This window comes from Streptomyces geranii, assembly GCF_002954775.1.
In the GTDB taxonomy this organism is placed as follows: Bacteria; Actinomycetota; Actinomycetes; order Streptomycetales; family Streptomycetaceae; genus Streptomyces; species Streptomyces geranii.
The window spans coordinates 147,972-164,440 of record NZ_PJME01000004.1; the positions used below are offsets into that span (position 1 = coordinate 147,972).

The following is a 16,469-nucleotide window of genomic DNA, read 5'->3' on the forward strand; positions in this document are numbered from 1 at the left end:
TCACGACAGGACGCGGTCCAGCGGTACGTCCGGGTCGGCGAGACGCGTGTCGTCGAGGTCGGCTCCGGAGGCGACCAGATCCCGGATCGGGTCGATGACGTCCCACACGTTGACGCTCATCCCGGCCAGGGCCCGTCTGCCCGCCATCCAGAAGCACACGAACCGCCGTTCGGACCGCTCCCCACGGAAGACGACCCGGTCGTACGCGCCCGGCTCCGTGTACCCCGTGTACTCCATCCCGAGGTCGTACTGGTCCGTGTAGAAGTACGGCAGCCTGTCGTACACGGCGTCCTTGCCGAGCATCCCGAGCGCCGCCACCTCCGGCTGCCGCAGCGCGTTGGCCCAGTGCTCGACGCGGAGCCGGCGGCCGAGCAGCGGGTGGAAGGCGTTGGCGACGTCCCCGGCCGCGTAGATGTCGGCCTCCGAGGTCCGCAGCCGCTCGTCGGTGACGATGCCGTTCCGCACCTCCAGACCCGCCTCCTCGGCGAGCCGCACGTTCGGGGTGATGCCGACGCCCACGACCACGGCGTCGGCGGCCAGGAGCCTGCCGTCGGCGAGCCGTACGCCGTCCACGCGCCCGTCCGTCCCGGTGAGGGACTCCACCTCCACGCGGGGCAGTACGTCGACACCGTGCTCGGCGTGCAGCGCCGCGAACACCTCGGCGGCCTCCCGCCCGAGCACCTTCTCCAGGGGCAGCGCCGAGTGGTTGAGCACCGTCACCTCGGCACCGGCGAGCCGGGCGGCGGCTGCGGTCTCCAGCCCGATCCACCCGGCGCCGACCACGACGATCCGCGCCCCCGGCGTGAACGCCGCCTTGAGGCGCTCGCTGTCGCCCACCCGGCGCAGATACAGCACGTTGTCGAGATCCGCCCCCGGCACGGTCAGCCGACGCGGGGACGAGCCGGTGGCCAGCAGCAGCTTGTCGTACCGCACCCGGCGGCCGTCCGCCAGCTCCACCACCCGTGCCCGGGGATCGACCGCACGCGCACGCGTGTCCAGCAGCAGGTCGACGTCGTGCTCGCGGTACCAGCCGTCGGGGTGCACGAAGATCGAGTCGCGCTCCTCCTTGCCCAGCAGATAGCCCTTGGACAGCGGCGGCCGGATGTACGGCCGGTCCGCCTCGTCGCCGATGACGACGAGCGGGCCGGTGTGGCCGTGCTCCCGCAGCGCCTCCGCGGCCTTGCCCGCGGCCAGACCGCCACCGACGATCACGAAAGTGTTCACGGGGTTCCTCGTCTCGGATGCGGCGTGGGACACCCAAGAGACCGCGCAGCGCCCCGCCGTGTGACAGCGGACGGAGCTAGGTCCTGTCGTCAAATTCCCGCCTGCTCCGCGGCGTCCGGCACGCTCCCCCAGAGGGGGGACCCCCACTCGCCGCACCGGGCACAAGCCCACGTACCACCAGTACGAGGGCTTGCACCCGGCACGCCGAGAGCACGCACCGGACGCCGCGGAGCCGCCCTACGGGCGACGACGGGAATTTGACGACAGGACCTAGGGAGCCAACGTGATCGTCGTCGGCGTACCCTGCCAGGCCATTTTCGCGTACGGGCACAGCGAGTCCGCCCTCTCCAGGAGCGGGGCGGCGACCTCGGGATCGACGCCGGGCCACTGGACCACCAGGTCGATGCGCAGCAGATAGCCGCCGTCCGCCGGGTCCCGCCCGAAGGCGACCGTCGCCCGCACGGAGATCTCGGTGGGGTCGAGCGGCACCTGCCGGGCCACCAGGCTCAGCGCCCCGTGGTAGCAGGCGGCGAAACCGGCGGCGAACAGTTGCTCGGGGTTGGTGCCCTGGCCGTCGCCGCCCAGTTCGGCGGGCATCCGCAGATGGAGATCCAGGGCTCCGTCGGCCGAGCGGGCCCGGCCCGACGCCCGCCCGTGGCTCGCCGTGCCGCCGCTCACCGTCACCGTCGTGGTGTAGATGGGGGCGAAGGACTCGCCGCCGAAGTCCATCTCGGTGGACAGCTCGGGCAGCGGACTCTGCTCGGTCACCTTGCACGCACCTTCGGGTAGGAGGAGCCCCGGACAGCCAGTTGACCGGCGAGTCCCCTCCCGTGTGACACCCACCGCTCACCCCCGTACGAGCCGCACCGCCAGCACGGCCGGATCGGTCCGCCCCGGCAGCGGCGCGAAGCCGGCCGACGCCAGTTCCCCGATCACCCTCCCGCGAGCGGCGGGCCACATCCAGAACGTCTCGTGGTGCTCCCGCAGCACCCCGCCCTCGCCCCGCACCCAGTAGTCGAAGCGGGTCCGGATCCGGTCCCCGTCGGCCGACGCCACGACCCGCCCGCCGTACTCGTGCCGTCCGATCCACTGGGCGGGCAGGTCGTGCGTGGTCTCGCGGTACGGGAGCCGCGCGGGCGGCAGTTGGACGAGCAGCACGCCTCCGGGTACGAGGGCTCCGGCGACGGCCGGCCACAGGGCACGCCGTGACTCCGGGTGGAGGCAGGCGACCGTGTTGTGGCACACGGCGACATCGGCGACCCCGCCCAGTCCGGCCCCGTGCGGCCCGGCCTCGTCGAGCCGGTGCGGGTGCACGGTGACCCGCGCCCGCAGACCGGCGGGCAGCGCCGCGAGCCGGGTCATCAGCGGGGAGCGCATGGCCCGGCTGGGCTCCACGGCGTGCACGGGGACCCGCGACTCCACCAGGCTCATCAGCGTGACCCGCCCGGTGCCCGCGCCGACGTCCAGCACACCGAGCCGGGCCCTCCGCACCGCGGCGCCGTACCACCGGCGCACGCGCGCGGCGTCGGAGTCCGCTTGCAGGACGTCGTAGAACTCGGCACTGACCGCGTAGGCGTCCAACTCCTCCGCGTGCGCCGGGGAAGGGCGCATGTCCAGCACGGCGTTCACCCCCGCCGGTCCTGGCCGTCGCGCGCCCGCACCACCGACTCCGGGTCGACCGCGCCGGCCCGCGCCAGCCGGTCCAGGGCGGCTGTGACGATCGAATCGGCGTCCACGTGGAAGTAACGGCGTACGGCGTCACGGGTGTCCGACAGGCCGAAGCCGTCCGTGCCCAGCGACGAGTAGTCCTGCTCGACCCACTGGCTGATCTGGTCGGGCACCTGCCGCATCCAGTCGCTGACCGCCAGCACGGGCCCCGGGGCACCGGAGAGCGCGGCCGTCACATACGGGACGCGCTCCTCGCCCCGCAGCCGCGCCCGGTCGGCGCACAGGGCGTCGCGGCGCAGCTCCGTCCAGGACGTCACCGACCAGACGTCGGCGTGCACTCCCCACCGGGCCAGGAGGAGTTCCTGCGCCTTGAGGGCCCAGTGGATGGCCGTACCGGAGGCCAGCAGCTGGACGCGTGGTCCGACGTCGTACGGTTCGGCCGGCCGGAAGCGGTAGATGCCCCGGAGGATGCCCTCCTCGACCGACGGTCCGGCCGGCATCGGCGGCTGCCGCTCGGGCTCGTTGTAGACGGTCAGGTAGTAGAAGACGTCCTCGGGCCGGTCGCCGTACATCCGGCGCAGCCCCTCGCGGACGATCACGGCGATCTCGTACGCGAAGGCCGGGTCGTAGCTCACGGCCGCCGGATTGGTGGAGGCCAGCAGATGGGAGTGGCCGTCGGCGTGCTGGAGGCCCTCGCCGGTCATCGTCGTACGGCCCGCCGTCGCGCCGATGACGAAGCCGCGCCCCAGCTGGTCGGCGAGGGCCCAGAACTGGTCGCCCGTGCGCTGGAAGCCGAACATGGCGTAGAAGATGTAGAAGGGGATCATGGGTTCGCCGTGGGTGGCGTACGAGGTCGCGGCGGCCGTGAACTCGGCCATGGAACCGGCCTCGGTGATGCCCTCGTCGATGAGCTGGCCGTCCGTGGCCTCGCGGTAGTGCAGCAGTTGGTCGACGTCGACCGGTTCGTAGGTCTGGCCCTTCGGCGAGTAGATCCCGGCCGTCGGGAAGAGGGACTCCATGCCGAAGGTCCGTGCCTCGTCGGGGATGATCGGCACCCAGCGCGGGCCCGTCCCCTCGACCCGCATCAGGTCCTTGACCAGCCGGACCAGCGCCATGGTGGTGGCCACCTCCTGATTGCCGAAGCCCTTGACGAGGGCTTCGAAGGGGGCGGCGGGCGGCTGGGGGAGTGGCTTGGCCGTCACGCGCCGGACCGGTACGGGACCGGCCAGCGCCGTGCGCCGCTCGTGGAGGTAGCGCACCTCGTCCGAGTCCTCGCCCGGGTGCCAGTACGGGACCAGGTCGCCGGTCAACGCGCTGTCGGGGATAGGGAGTTCGAGGGTGTCGCGCAGCTCGCGGAACTGGGCCGCCGTCAGCTTCTTCATCTGGTGGTTGGCGTTGCGGGACTCGAACGCCGAGCCCAGCGTGTGGCCCTTCACCGTCTGGGCGAGGACGACGGTCGGCTGCCCCTCGTGCTCGACGGCGGCCCGGTACGCGGCGTGCACCTTGAGGGGTTCGTGGCCGCCCCGGGAGCCGGCGAACAGGTCGGTGAGCTGGATGTCGCTCAGGCCCGCGGCCAGGTGGGACAGTTCGTCGCCGACGAAGAAGTGCTTGCGGATGTAGGCGGCGTCCCGTGCGGCGTACGTCTGGAGCTGGGCGTCGGGGGTCTCGCCGAGCCGCCGGACGAGGGAGCCGTCCGTGTCCTGCCGCAGCACCGGGTCCCAGGCCGCGCCCCAGAGGGCCTTCACGACCTGCCAGCCCGCACCCCGGAACCGGGCCTCCAGCTCCTGCACGATCTTGGAGTTGGACCGCACCGGACCGTCCAGCCGCTGGAGGTTGCAGTTGACGACGAAGGTGAGGTTGTCGAGGCCCTCGCGGGCGGCCAGTTCCAGCGCGGCCGTCGACTCGGGCTCGTCCACCTCGCCGTCGCCCAGGAAGGCCCACACCCGGGAGCCGGACGTGTCCTTGATGCCCCGGTTGAGCAGATAGCGGTTGAACCTGGCCTGGTAGACGGCGGCGAGCGGGCCGAGCCCCATCGACACGGTCGGGAACTCCCACAGCCACGGCAGCCGCCGGGGATGCGGATACGAGGGCAGCCCGTGACCGTCCGCCTCCCGCCGGAAACCGTCCAGTTGCGCCGCGCTCAGCCGCCCCTCCAGGAACACCCGGGCGTAGATGCCGGGCGAGGCGTGTCCCTGGAGATACAGCTGGTCCCCGGAACCGTCGCCGTCCTTGCCCTTGAAGAAGTGGTTGAACCCGACCTCGTAGAGCCAGGCCGCCGAGGCGTACGTCGCGATGTGGCCGCCCAGGCCGAGGCGCGAACCGCGGGTCACCATCGCGGCGGCGTTCCACCGGTTCAGCGCGGTGATCCGGGACTCCATGGCGAGATCGCCGGGGTAGTCCGGCTGGGACGCCGCCGGGATCGTGTTGATGTAGTCCGAGGAGAGCAGGCCCGGCAGGGCGAGCCCGGACCTGGCCGCGTACTCGTGGACGCGCCGCAGCAGGTACACCGCGCGTTCGGGGCCCGTGTGCCGGATGACCGCGTCGAGCGACGCCTGCCATTCGGCGGTCTCCTCCGCGTCACGGTCGGGGAGTTGGTCGAGTTCGCTCATGACCCGCTCACCCCTGGGCGTGGACGACGGGCCGCGCGAGCCACTCGGCGAACGTCACGTGCCCGACGCGGGCGTCGCAGCCGGGCACCAGGGTCCGCTCCCGCAACTCGGCCCCGCAATAACGGGCTTGAGCGTCCGGGACGACAACTCGGCTGTCGCCGCGGGCGGTCAGCACCTCGCCCGCCAGCTCGTCGAGCTGCCGCACCTCGGGACCGGCGACCTCGACCACACCGAACTGCGGGAGATCCACGGCGACATGGGCGACGGCGACAGCGACGTCCTCCGTCGACACGGGAGCGGCGAGCACCGGAGCGACGTGCACACGGTCGTACACGGTGTTCTTCTCGACCATCGCCGCGACGGACTCGAAGAACGGCGTCGCCCGCACGATCGAGTGCGGGACGGGCGAACTGCGCACCATGTCCTCCTGGAGCAGCTTCGCCCGGAAGTAGTCCGACCACAGCCGGTCGGCTCCCACGGCGGAGAGGACCACATGGTGCTCCACCCCGGCCGCGACCGCCGCCGCCAACAGGTTGGTCGTGGCGGCACGGAAGAACTGCAGCCCTCTGGCCCCCTGGATCCGGTCGGGCGCGTCCGTGACGTCCACCAGCACCCCGGCCCCGCGCAGCGCCTCGTCGAGCCCGTCCCCGGTGAGGACGTCGACACCGTGCCGACGGGACACGGGCACGACCTCCACACCGTGGTCCCGGAGCCGCGCGACCGTCCTGGAGCCGATCCGCCCGGTGGCTCCCGCGACAACTACCTTCATCTGGATCCCCTTTCCCTGCTCGATCTCTCCTGTTCCATACGACAGACCACGCACCACTGTTGTGACACCGACGGGCGCCGGGACTGTCACAGGAGCGGGGAGTGTCCGGTCTCCTCATCGAGAAAGCGTGCGGGAGATCCGGACGCAAGAGCCCACGGAGGTGCGACAGTGTCGACCGACGAGACCTGGATGACCGCGGCGAGAGTGCTGCAGGACGTGACGCCGCCCCATATCCCCGAAGGCGCCTCGGGGATGACCCTGCTGGTCGAGTGGCCGCCCGGCGCCACGGGCAGCCCGCCGCACCGCCACTCGGGACCGGCCTTCGGATACGTCGTCGAGGGCGCCGTCCGCTTCGAGCTGGAGGGCGAACCGGAGCGGGTGGTCAAGGCCGGGGAGACCTTCTGGGAACCGGGCGGCGACGTCATCCACTACCAGGACGGCAACGCGCTGACGGACGCACCCACCCGCTTCGTGGTGACCATGCTGTGCGCACCGGGCCACCCGATGCTCACGTTCGTCGACGACACGGAACTCGCCGCGCGGGCCCAGCTCCGGGCACCACGTCCTGCCGGGTGACGCGGACGGTCCGCCTCCCCGCCGTGGGTCGGGGCGGCGGGGAGACGGACCGTGCGGGCCTGACCGGGGAAGGGCCGGCTCAGCCGAACTGGCCTGGCTGGTAGTCCCCGGCAGGCTGCTGGTTGATGACGTTGACGCGGTTGTACGCGTTGATGACGGCGACGAGGGAGATCAGCGCGACGAGCTGCTCCTCGTCGAAGTGCTTGGCGGCGTTCGCCCAGACCTCGTCGCTGACGCCCCCGGCCGCGTCGGCGACACGGGTGCCCTGCTCCGCCAGTTCCAGCGCGGCGCGCTCGGCCTCGGTGAAGACCTTGGCCTCGCGCCAGGCGGCGACCAGGTGGAGGCGCTGCTGGGTCTCGCCCGCCTGGGCGGCGTCCTTGGTGTGCATGTCGGTGCAGAAGCCGCAGCCGTTGATCTGGCTCGCGCGGATCTTCACCAGCTCCTGCACCGTGGAGGGCAGCGCCGAGTCCGCGACCAGCTTGGCGGCCGAGTTGATGTGCTTCAGCACCTTTCCCGCGAGCGGGTGGCCGAAGTAGTTGAGACGCGATTCCACGTTGATCTCCTCGCCGTGTTGTTCACCGTTGTCCACCGTGTTGCGGATACACACTGTTGACCGGGTGGCCGGGCCGGTTGTGACAGACGCACGGAAGACGCACAGGAGATTCGTCCGCCTCAGTCCTCGCCGAGCCAGAGATCGGGGCCGAACACCTCGTAGTGGACGGCCGCCGGGTGCAGCCCCTTGGCCAGCAGCTCGCCCCGCACCGCGCGCATGAAGGGCAGCGGGCCGCAGAGGAAGGCGGTGGTGTCGGGCGCGGGGGTGAGGTGGCCGAGGGTGGCGCGGCCGGTGAAGACCTGGGGGCCGGGGGAGCGGTGGGCATCGTCCTCGTACCAGAGGTGGAGGTCGGCGCCGGGCAGGCGGCTCACCAGGTCGGCCTGCTCGTCACGGTGGACGTGGTCCTGCGGGGTGCGGTCGGCGTGCACGACGGTGATGGGACGCGTGGCGGAGGTGACGGCGAGATGGTCGAGCATCGACAGCATCGGGGTGATACCGATCCCGGCGGAGGCGAGGAGGAGCGGGGTGCCCGCGTCCGGCAGTACGAGGTCACCGGCGGGGAGTGACACGTCCAGCGTGTCGCCCGCGCGGGCGTGGGTGTGCAGCCAGGACGAGACCTCGCCGTCGGGGACGGTGCCGTCGGCCGCCCGCTCGCGCTTCACGGTGATCCGCCAGGTCTTGTGGTCGGGCGCGGTGGACAGGCTGTACTGGCGGATCTGGTGGGCGCCGTCCGGCAGTTCGACGCGGACACTCACGTACTGCCCGGGCCGGAACGCGGCGGTGGGGCGGCCGTCGGTCCGGCGCAGCACCAGGGAGACCGCGTCGGGGGACTCCTCACGGTGCTCGGCTATCTCCAGGCGCCGCCACACGTCGCCGTCCGCCACCCCGGCCTCGGCGTACAGCCGGTACTCGACGGCGATCAGGGCGTTGGCCATCAGCCAGTAGACCTCCTCCCAGGCGGCGCCGACCTCGGGCGTGACGGCGTCACCGAGCACCTCGGCGACCGCGCCCAGCAGATGACGTCCGACCAGGGGGTACTGGTCGGCGGTGATGCCCAGCGAGACGTGCTTGTGGGCGATACGGGCGAGGACGGCGTCCGGGCGCTCACCGGGCCGCTCGACCAGCAGGGTCGCGAAGGCCGCCACCGCCCCGGCCAGTGCCTGGCGCTGGGCGCCGGTGGCCTGGTTGGTCCGGTTGAACAGGTGCCGCAGCAGCTCGGGACGCTCCTCGAACAGCCGCCGGTAGAACAGGTCCGTGATCGTCGTCAGCGAGGCTCCCACCACGGGAAGCGTCGCCCGGACGACGGGAACCGACTGCGCGGAAAGCATCAGACACACTCCTGAATGAATTGGTATTTGAAATGCATATTTTTGGTCGTGGTGCTCGCCGGGTGATGACCGATAGGGACCGGATGTCAGCCCGAAGGAACGCCCAGCGCCAGCAGTACCGGTCCGGTCGGTGACGTCACCAGCTCGGCCACGGTCACGCCGTTCAGCGAGGAGTAGAACGCCTCCTGTGCGTCCCGCAGGGCCCGCCGCAACCGGCAGGCCCCCGCGAGCGGGCAGGGGGAGTCGCCCTCGCAGACCACGGCCTCCCGGTCCCCCTCCAGCGTCCTGACCAGGTCCCCGACCCGAGTGCTCCGGCCGGTCCCGGTGAGCGTCAGCCCGCCGCCCCGCCCGCGCCGCGCCTCGATGACTCCCAGGTGCTGCAACTGGGCGATCGCCTTCGCCATGTGCGTATAGGGGACGTTCATGGAGTCGGCGATCTGTCTCGTGGTCAGCAGCTCCTCGCCGTCCACGACGGCCAGGCGCATCACTGCCCGCAGGGCGAGATCCGTGTATCTGGTCAGCCTCACGGGAGCAGCCTAGCAATGTTGCATCAGAGATGCATATTTAGCTGAGAGTGGCCCGCGGCACACGACGAGCCGCCGATCAGCCCGCGAGGGAGTCCAGTTGCTCCGCCGCCGGACGCAGCGCCCACAGGTCACCGCCCGGCGGCGCCTCCAGCGACCGGACCGCCCGTCGCGCCCGCGCGTCACCGGCGTCGGCGGCGGCGTGGACGACATCGGTCGCCGCGTACCGCAGGAACCCCAGCTCCGGATGCGGCCAGGCGGCGGCGCCCGTCGCGGCGGGCAGCAGATAGTCCACCGCCCGGAACAGGCTCTGCCCGGCCGGGCCCTGGTACGCCCACAGGTCCACGCCGACATGCCGGCCGATCGCCGCGAGCCGCGTGTGGGCGACCAGTGCGAACGTCGAGTAGTGCCAGCTCCTGGTCCGCGTCAGCTCCTGCGGCTGGCTCCCGTCGGCCGCGATCTGCGCCGCGATCCGCGTGCTCCGCACGCCCAGGACCGTACGCCGGGCCAGCTCCCTGTCGCCGGTCGCGTAGGCGAGGGCGGCGAGCTGCATGTCGTAGAAGGTGCCGTGGTTGTTGGTCGCGGCGGCCTCCTCCTTGCCGAAGTCGCTCGTCCTGAGCCAGCCCAGGAAGTCGCGGTTCCACTTCGCCATGCCGGCGCGGTCCGAACGGGTCCAGCCCGGGGCGCCGGTGTCGAGGAGGGCGAGCGCGTCGAGGACGCTGGTGAAGGACTGCGAGAAGTCGACGATGCCGATGGCCCGGCCGTCGAACCTGCACGGGATGAACTGCGCGTGGTCCAGATTCGGGTTCATCCGTGTGGCCGGGGCCAGGAACCAGGTACGCAGCACCTGCCCCGCCTTCCGCGCGTACCTCCGCTCGCCGGTGTAGTACCAGGCGAGGGAGAGGTCGTACACGGAGTCGAAGGTCTTCTCCACGTCCTGGCGGTCGGTGCCCGAGTCGACCTCGGGATTGCGCTCGCCGTCACGCTGTACGTAGGGGCAGCCCCAGGGGTTGTCGGCGGTCGGCGGCGTGGTCGGCCACCAGTACGGGGCCTGGCTCAGATAGTCGTGAACGTCCCCGCCGGGCGCGGGCCTCGGCTTGTCGACGACCGTCCAGGGGCCCTGGTCGAGCCAGTTGTCGGCCCGGGCCCGCAACGCCCGTACGGCAGCCCTCAGTTCACGGTCGCCGCGATCGAGACGCAGCTTGGTCTGCTGGAGCCGGGTGCCGTCCAGTACGGCGGTGTGCGGGGTCTCGGGCGTGGCCTGTGCGGCCGTGCCGGTGGTGAAGGCGACGAGGGCGGCGAGGGCCGTCAGGACGACGCCCAGCCGGGACACCGCTGACAGTGCGCTCATGGATCCACTCCGTTCAGGTCGGTGAACGTGCGGTGAGGTGCTCCGGGCGTCAGAGGGCGCGCTGCGCCGCGTGCAGATTCCGCGGCCGGACCGCGTGCGGGCTGCCGTACAGCTCCAGCCGGGTGTGGAGGTCACCGGGGAAGTCCGGCACGTCGATCTGGTCGAACTCCCGGACCTCGTCGATGCCGACGGTCGCCGAGTACGGCGCCAGCCCGTCGATCCTGACCAGCCCCGCCCGGCCGTTGGTGACACGGATGTTCCAGTGCGTGAAGCGGGCACCGAACAGGGGACCGGCGCTCGCGTCACCGCCGTGGCGGCCGTTGTTGTTCAGGGTGATGTCGGTGCGGACGTTGGCGAAGGGCAGCCCGCGATGGCTGTCGAAGGTGCCCGCCCGCATGTCGCCACGGGACCAGACGTTGTACGAGGACAGCCCCTCGACGTTGATGCCGTGCAGCTGGGTGCCCGTGGGCGCCGGGCCGGTGCGCTCCTCGATCGTGAAGTCCTCGACGAGGTTGTCGTGCGAGCCCTCGCGGCAGAAGTACGGGTGGTGGGCGCCCCGCCCGCCGACACGTGTCCGCCGCAGGGTGCACGCCGAGGCGGACACGAGACCGAAGCCGTTGTCGACGTGGCGGACCGTCACGTCGTCCACCCAGCAGTCGTAGGCGCACTGCAGGACGACACCGTTGTACCCCTTGTCCAGCAGATGCTGCTGTTGCGGGGTCTCCGCCGCCTCCAGGGTCAGCCCCTCGACCCCCGAACCAGTCAACTCCTGCACATGGGTGGTCAGTTGCGGATGCCACTCCGGGCGCAGATCAAGTGGCAGCGGGCGCTCCAGGGTGACGTGCCGGCCCCGGACCCGGGCGATACGCACCGGCCATTCGTAGGGGACGTACGACGTCAGCTTGGTCTTGTCGTCCCAGAGGTAGGCCTCCGGTCCCGGACCGTCGCCGCACATGTGCTCCAGGAGGGTGTGGTCCGGGTCGTCGGCGAGGCGCAGCAGCACCAGCCGGCCGGGGCGCAGCGCGTACGGGTCCGCGACCGTCACCGTCCAGGAGCCCCGCCGCGCCGGGGCGAGCGCGGTGAGCGTCCGCCACTCGTCGCGCCGGTTGCCCGTCCAGCCCTCGAAGGGCCACGCCCGCGCCCTGATCGCGGCGACGAGGGAGTGCCAACGGGCCTCCGGGGCAAGCCAGATGAGCCCGCCCGCCCAGGACCAGCCCGACTTGTCGCCGCCGTAGCGGGAGCCGTACGCGCCGACGAGTTCGGTGAGGTTCCTCGTCGCGAACAGTGTCGTACGGCCGCTGCCCGCGCCCCTGAGGACCACGTGCGAGCGGTTCACGCGGATGACGTCGTCGATCCGGAACGTGCCAGGCGGGACGGTCACCGTGCCCCCGCCCGCCCTGCCGACGGCGGCGATGGCCCGGTTGATCGCGGGAGCGCAGTCGGTCCCGCCGCCCGCGACGGCGCCGAAGTCCCGTACGTCGGCCACGGCGGGGCGGCGGGGGAAGCGCACCGCCCCGCCGTGGCAGCCTGCCCGGCCGATGTACGGGATCTGCGGGTGGGTGAAGGGAGTGCGGCCGAACTCCCGCCACAGGAGCGGGACTTCGGCCGGGCCCGGGTCGGCCGCCGCCGGGGTTCCGGTGGCCGCCGCGACGGCGACCGCGCTGCCCAGCAGAGCCCGTCTAGACATGCTCATGACATTCGAGGTGTCGGGTGTGTGCGTGTGCGCGTTTCTCATGTCCGTTCGCCCTTCCCATGCATGCGTGGTCATGGATATGAACGAAGTTCAGGATTGCGTCGACCGGTGAGCATGTCATGGCATCAATGAGTGCGAAAGAGATGGCACAGGGTTATTTGGCCTGGACCATCACGGGCAGGGCAAGGCTGCTGGTTCAGCCTGCTGAACATTCAAGGAATCGGGGCCGAGTCGGTCCAGCAGTCCGGCGCGCAGCGGATCGGTGTCCGGGAGAGCGAGTTCGGCGGTGATCGCCAGGGCCCGGGTCCAGTTGCTCTCGGCGGCGTGGGACTGGGCCGTGGCGTGCTGGATGTCGCCGAGGAGGACGAGTCCGGCCGCCTCGCTGTGGCGGTCGCCGGTCCGGTGGAACAGGTCGGCCGCCTGCCGGTAGCAGTCGACGGCGTCCTCGTGGCCGCCGAGCCGGCGGTGGATGTAGCCGAGGCTGTCCCAGATGTGGGCCTGCCCGTTGAGGTCCGTGGTCTCCCGGGCCAGGGCGAGGGCCTCGCGGCAGTGCGCGAGGGCCTGGGGGTGGTCGCCGAGCTGGGCGAGGATCCAGCCGATGTGGTTGAGGGCGGCGGACTGCCCGGCCCGGTCACCGGCGGCGCGATGGTGCGCGAGGCTGTCGTGGGCGTGCGCGAGAGCCTGTCGGCGGCGGCCCTGCGCCTCCGACATCCGCGACAGATGCTGGTGGATCCGGGCCTGCCCGGTGTGACTGCCGACCTCGCCGAACAGAGCCAGCGCCCGCAGATAGTGGGCGCGGGCCTCGTCGGGCCGGTCTAGCCGGTCCTGCGCGAGCCCGAGCCCCCGGTGCGCGTCGGCCTGCCCGGCCTTGTCGCCACGGCGCTCCGCCGCGTCGAGGGCCGTGGTGTGGACGGCGGTCAGCGCCCGCCAGTACCCGTGCCGGTCGAGATACGTGGTGAGCGCCGAGGCCAGCCGCCAGGTGTGCGCGTCGAACCCCCGGGCCGGGGCCCGCTCCACCGCCGCCAGCAGCACCGCGTGCTCGGCGCTGAACCAGGCCTGCGCCTGCGGATGGTCAGCCAACTCGACCGGCCCGGAACCCGGTTGGGGCGGCGGCAGCGGTGCCGGGTGGGGCAGCGGAGTCAGCAGGGCGTCGGCGGTGTGGGCGGTGTGCAGATAGTGGTCGAGCATCCGGTGCACCGCCTGGCGCCTGACCTCGTCGCTGTCGTGGGCGGCGACGAGTTCGGCGGCGTAGGCGCGCAGCAGGTCGTGGAAGGCGTACCGGCCGGGGAGGTGCTCGGTGAGCAGATGCCCGCGCACCAGCTCGGCCAGCAGCACCCGGGCGCGGGGCGCCGGTACGTCGGCCAGGGCGGCGACCGCCGGGAGCGCGGCGTCCGGTCCGGCGTGCAGGCCCAGCAGCCGGAACAGCCGCGCGGCCCCCGCACTGAGCGAACGGTAGGACCAGGAGAACACCGCCCGCACCTGACTGATCGCCTCGCCGCCGTCCAGAGCGTCCAGCCGTCCGTCGGCCCCGCGCAGCTCCCCGGCGAGCGCGGCGAGGGGGAGGCCGGGCTGGGCGGCGGCCCGGGCGGCGACGATCGCCAGCGCCAGCGGCAGTCCCGCGCACTGGCCGACGATCTCCCGCACGGCGGCGGGCTCGGCCGTCACCCGGTCCGCGCCGAGCCGCCCGATCAGCAGCTCCCGGGCCTCGACGGGACCGAGCAGCCCGAGCGTCAGCAGATGGGCCCCCTCGGTCGCGGCCAGCCCGGTCAGCGACTTGCGGCTGGTGACCAGCGCCAGACACCCGGGCGACCCCGGCAGCAGCGGCCTGACCTGCTCGGCGTCCCGGGCGTTGTCCAGGACGACCAGCACACGGCGCCCGGCCAGGAGGCTGCGGTACAGCCCGCTCTGCGCCTCCAGGCCCGCCGGGACCCGGTCCGGCGACACACCGAACGCGTCCAGGAACCCGCGTACCGCCTCCGCCGGGCTCACCGCCGGGCCGTCGGGTGCGAACCCGTGCAGGTTGACGTACAACTGCCCGTCGGGGAAGGCCTGTTGGGCCCGCCGTGCCCAGTGCACGGCCAACGCTGTTTTGCCCACCCCGGCGGTTCCCGACACCGCCGAGATCACCACCGCCGACGGCTGGTCCACCGCCGAGGCCAGGATCTCCTCCAGTCGGGCGAGTTCCCTGTCCCGTCCGGTGAATCCTCGTACGCCCATGGGGAGTTGGCCCGGGATCTCGCCCGGCCGGGGTGCCGGTCCCGTCGGTGGGCGGGCCGGGGGAGGTGTGCGCGGGACGGTTCGGACCGGGGGGCGGGTGGTTGGCCAGGAGGCGGGTTCGGACAGGCCGCCGCGCAGGATCTCCTCGTGCACCTTGCGCAGCTCCGCGCCGGGGTCGGCGCCCAGTTCGTCGGCCAGTCGGCGGCGGACCCCGGCATAGCGGTCCAGGGCTTCCGAGCCGCGTCCGGCGGCGTGCAGCGCCCGCATCAGGGCGCCGGTCAGCGGCTCCACCAGCGGGTACTCGCCGAGGAGTTCGGTGAGCGGGCCGATCACGGCTACGGGATCGCCGACGCGCGTCTCCAGCCGGGCCCACCCGACGACGGCGTCCACCCGCTGCTGCCGCCACGCCTCCCGCACCCGCCCCGCCCACGGCCCGCCGAGCCCGGCCAGCGGCTCCCCGCGCCACAGACCGAGCGCCTCCCGCAGCAGCGACGCCCGCGCCTCCTCGGTCCGCCCCGACTCCCGGGCCAGGCCGACCAGTTGACGGAACCGATGCACGTCCACCTGCTCCGGGCGAGCCTCCAGGACGTAGCCGCCCGACCGGCGGGCCAGCCGCAGCCGGGCGTCCGCCGGGGCCCCGGTCTCCTCGCACAGCCGCCGCAGCCGGGCGACATGGGCGTGCAGCGCGCGCCGCGCCCCGTCCGGCGGATCAGTGCCCCAGACCCGCTGGATCAGCACGTCGGCCGTGACGGGCCGGCCGGTGTCCACCGCGAGCGCCGCCAGCACGGACCGGCGCTGGGGTGGCCCGACCTCCGCCGTCCGGCCCCCTGCCGAGAGCTCCACCGGACCGAGAAGTCGCAAGTCCACCACGATCCCCACACCCCCTGTGCAGATCGTCTCCACGTGTCGCGCACACTCTCACGCCGGGCGACAACCTATCGACAACGTTCTGAGCCACATTCGGACGCCAGTCTGAGGGCCGGAGAGGTGTCCACGCACGGCGGCGCCCCGCACAAGGGGAATGGCGGCGCGAAGAGTCGGGGGACTCGGCGAGCCGTGCGGGACGGGCGCCGGCTGGGGGGCGGACGTGAAGCAAGCGGCACGGGGAGCCACGACAGTGACGGCGCCGGAGACGGCGGCCGTGCCGGTCCGGCGGCTGGACCCGCTGCCCGGACCGGGGCGGCTCGGGACGGCCGCGCCCGCCGTGCAAGACGGCGGCGGGCGGAGCGTGCTGGAGGGCGCCTTCGGGCTGCTCGAAGCGGTGGAGCGGGGCGGGCAGTCCGGGCTGACCAGGCTCGCGGCGGAGTGCGGACTGCCCAAGACGACCGCGTACCGGCTGCTTGAACAACTGGTCGAACTGGGCGCCGTGGAGCGCGGTCACGGCGGCTACCGCATGGGCTCGCGGATGTTCCGGCTCGGCCGGGACTGGCAGCCGTACCCCGGGCTGCGGTCCGCCGCGCGCGGGCCGGCCCGGCGGCTCGCGCGGATCACGGGCGCTGTCGTGGCGCTCGGTGTCCTGCGCGAGGCGCGGACGCTGGTCCTGGACTGGACGGCCTGCGAGACCGACGACAGGCTCGACCCCCTGCTCGACCGCGCGGTCTGGCCCTGGTGCACGGCGGCGGGCAAGGTGCTGGCCGCTGCCGCGCCCTCGTGGCTCCCGCCGGGACCGGTGCCCGTGTCCTGGTGGCGCGAGGCCGCGGCGATCCGGGAACGGGGGGTCGCCTTCGACCGGGAGGAAGTGGTCGCGGGCGCGTGCTGGCTGGCGGTGCCGCTGTACGGCCCGGCCGGTCCGCCGGTCGCGGCCCTGGGCGTCGTGACCGATCCCGCGCACAGCCTGGAGCGGCTCGTCGACGTCGTCCAGCAGACGGGCCGGACGATCAGCGCGCGGCTGGGCGGCAGATAGCCCGCTCCCGTCGGCCGTCGACGAACTGTCGACGGATTGTCGACGGCCTCTGCG

The 16,469-nt window shown here is 72.7% G+C and carries 13 protein-coding genes; 2 read left to right on the forward strand and 11 right to left on the reverse strand.

From position 1 onward, the window contains the following. The 5 genes from CW359_RS07710 to CW359_RS07735 form a co-directional block, all read right to left on the reverse strand. The gene (locus CW359_RS07710; protein WP_105969025.1) at positions 1-1,224 is read right to left on the reverse strand and encodes an NAD(P)/FAD-dependent oxidoreductase; all 1,224 of its coding nucleotides are present in this window, start codon (positions 1,222-1,224) and stop codon (positions 1-3) included. Positions 1,225-1,494: 270 nt separating this feature from the next. Continuing rightward, complete coding sequence (locus CW359_RS07720; RefSeq protein ID WP_105969027.1) at positions 1,495-1,992, reverse strand: Ohr family peroxiredoxin; 498 nt, start codon at positions 1,990-1,992, stop codon at positions 1,495-1,497. A 78-nt stretch (positions 1,993-2,070) separates the two neighbouring features. After that, the gene (locus tag CW359_RS07725; RefSeq protein ID WP_232838278.1) at positions 2,071-2,853 is read right to left on the reverse strand and encodes a methyltransferase; all 783 of its coding nucleotides are present in this window, start codon (positions 2,851-2,853) and stop codon (positions 2,071-2,073) included. Then, on the reverse strand, positions 2,850-5,501 hold the full coding sequence (gene aceE / locus CW359_RS07730) for a pyruvate dehydrogenase (acetyl-transferring), homodimeric type (RefSeq protein WP_105969028.1): 2,652 nt from the start codon (positions 5,499-5,501) through the stop codon (positions 2,850-2,852). The genes CW359_RS07725 and aceE overlap by 4 nt, the downstream gene beginning before the upstream one ends. A 7-nt stretch (positions 5,502-5,508) precedes the next feature. Next, positions 5,509-6,270, reverse strand: coding sequence for an SDR family oxidoreductase (locus CW359_RS07735; RefSeq protein ID WP_105969029.1), 762 nt, complete (start codon positions 6,268-6,270; stop codon positions 5,509-5,511). Between the two features lie 189 nt (positions 6,271-6,459). Between CW359_RS07735 and CW359_RS07740 the strand changes: the two genes are divergently transcribed. After that, positions 6,460-6,846 (forward strand): cupin domain-containing protein, encoded by a 387-nt coding sequence (locus CW359_RS07740; protein ID WP_105969251.1) that lies wholly within the window; start codon positions 6,460-6,462, stop codon positions 6,844-6,846. Positions 6,847-6,925: 79 nt separating this feature from the next. Here CW359_RS07740 and CW359_RS07745 read toward each other — a convergent pair whose 3' ends face one another. From CW359_RS07745 to CW359_RS07770, 6 genes are all read right to left on the reverse strand, one after another. After that, positions 6,926-7,399: a carboxymuconolactone decarboxylase family protein gene (locus CW359_RS07745; protein WP_105969252.1), complete on the reverse strand. Its 474-nt coding sequence runs from the start codon at positions 7,397-7,399 to the stop codon at positions 6,926-6,928. 119 nt (positions 7,400-7,518) lie between these two features. Continuing rightward, on the reverse strand, positions 7,519-8,727 hold the full coding sequence (locus tag CW359_RS07750; protein ID WP_105969030.1) for a globin domain-containing protein: 1,209 nt from the start codon (positions 8,725-8,727) through the stop codon (positions 7,519-7,521). A gap of 86 nt (positions 8,728-8,813) precedes the next feature. Continuing rightward, complete coding sequence (locus tag CW359_RS07755; RefSeq protein ID WP_105969031.1) at positions 8,814-9,254, reverse strand: RrF2 family transcriptional regulator; 441 nt, start codon at positions 9,252-9,254, stop codon at positions 8,814-8,816. Between the two features lie 76 nt (positions 9,255-9,330). Next, entirely contained in the window at positions 9,331-10,593 is a 1,263-nt protein-coding gene (locus tag CW359_RS07760; RefSeq protein WP_105969253.1) for an alginate lyase family protein, read from the reverse strand. 58 nt (positions 10,594-10,651) lie between these two features. Further along, positions 10,652-12,295, reverse strand: coding sequence for a glycosyl hydrolase family 28-related protein (locus CW359_RS07765; protein ID WP_105969254.1), 1,644 nt, complete (start codon positions 12,293-12,295; stop codon positions 10,652-10,654). A 171-nt stretch (positions 12,296-12,466) separates the two neighbouring features. Beyond that, a complete protein-coding gene (locus CW359_RS07770) occupies positions 12,467-15,379 on the reverse strand; it encodes an AfsR/SARP family transcriptional regulator (protein ID WP_232838279.1) in 2,913 nt (970 codons plus the stop codon). A gap of 250 nt (positions 15,380-15,629) precedes the next feature. Here CW359_RS07770 and CW359_RS07775 point away from each other — a divergent pair, with 250 nt between their 5' ends. Beyond that, positions 15,630-16,415, forward strand: a complete 786-nt coding sequence (locus CW359_RS07775; RefSeq protein WP_232838280.1) for an IclR family transcriptional regulator — start codon at positions 15,630-15,632, stop codon at positions 16,413-16,415. Positions 16,416-16,469: the final 54 nt, after the last annotated feature.

Bases quoted from the DNA above. Each gene is read 5' to 3' on its own strand.
- aceE (WP_105969028.1), bottom strand. From the start codon at position 5,501: ATGAGCGAACTCGACCAACTCCCCGACCGTGACGCGGAGGAGACCGCC.
- CW359_RS07735 (WP_105969029.1), bottom strand. From the start codon at position 6,270: ATGAAGGTAGTTGTCGCGGGAGCCACCGGGCGGATCGGCTCCAGGACG.
- CW359_RS07740 (WP_105969251.1), top strand. From the start codon at position 6,460: ATGACCGCGGCGAGAGTGCTGCAGGACGTGACGCCGCCCCATATCCCC.
- CW359_RS07750 (WP_105969030.1), bottom strand. From the start codon at position 8,727: ATGCTTTCCGCGCAGTCGGTTCCCGTCGTCCGGGCGACGCTTCCCGTG.
- CW359_RS07765 (WP_105969254.1), bottom strand. From the start codon at position 12,295: ATGAGCATGTCTAGACGGGCTCTGCTGGGCAGCGCGGTCGCCGTCGCG.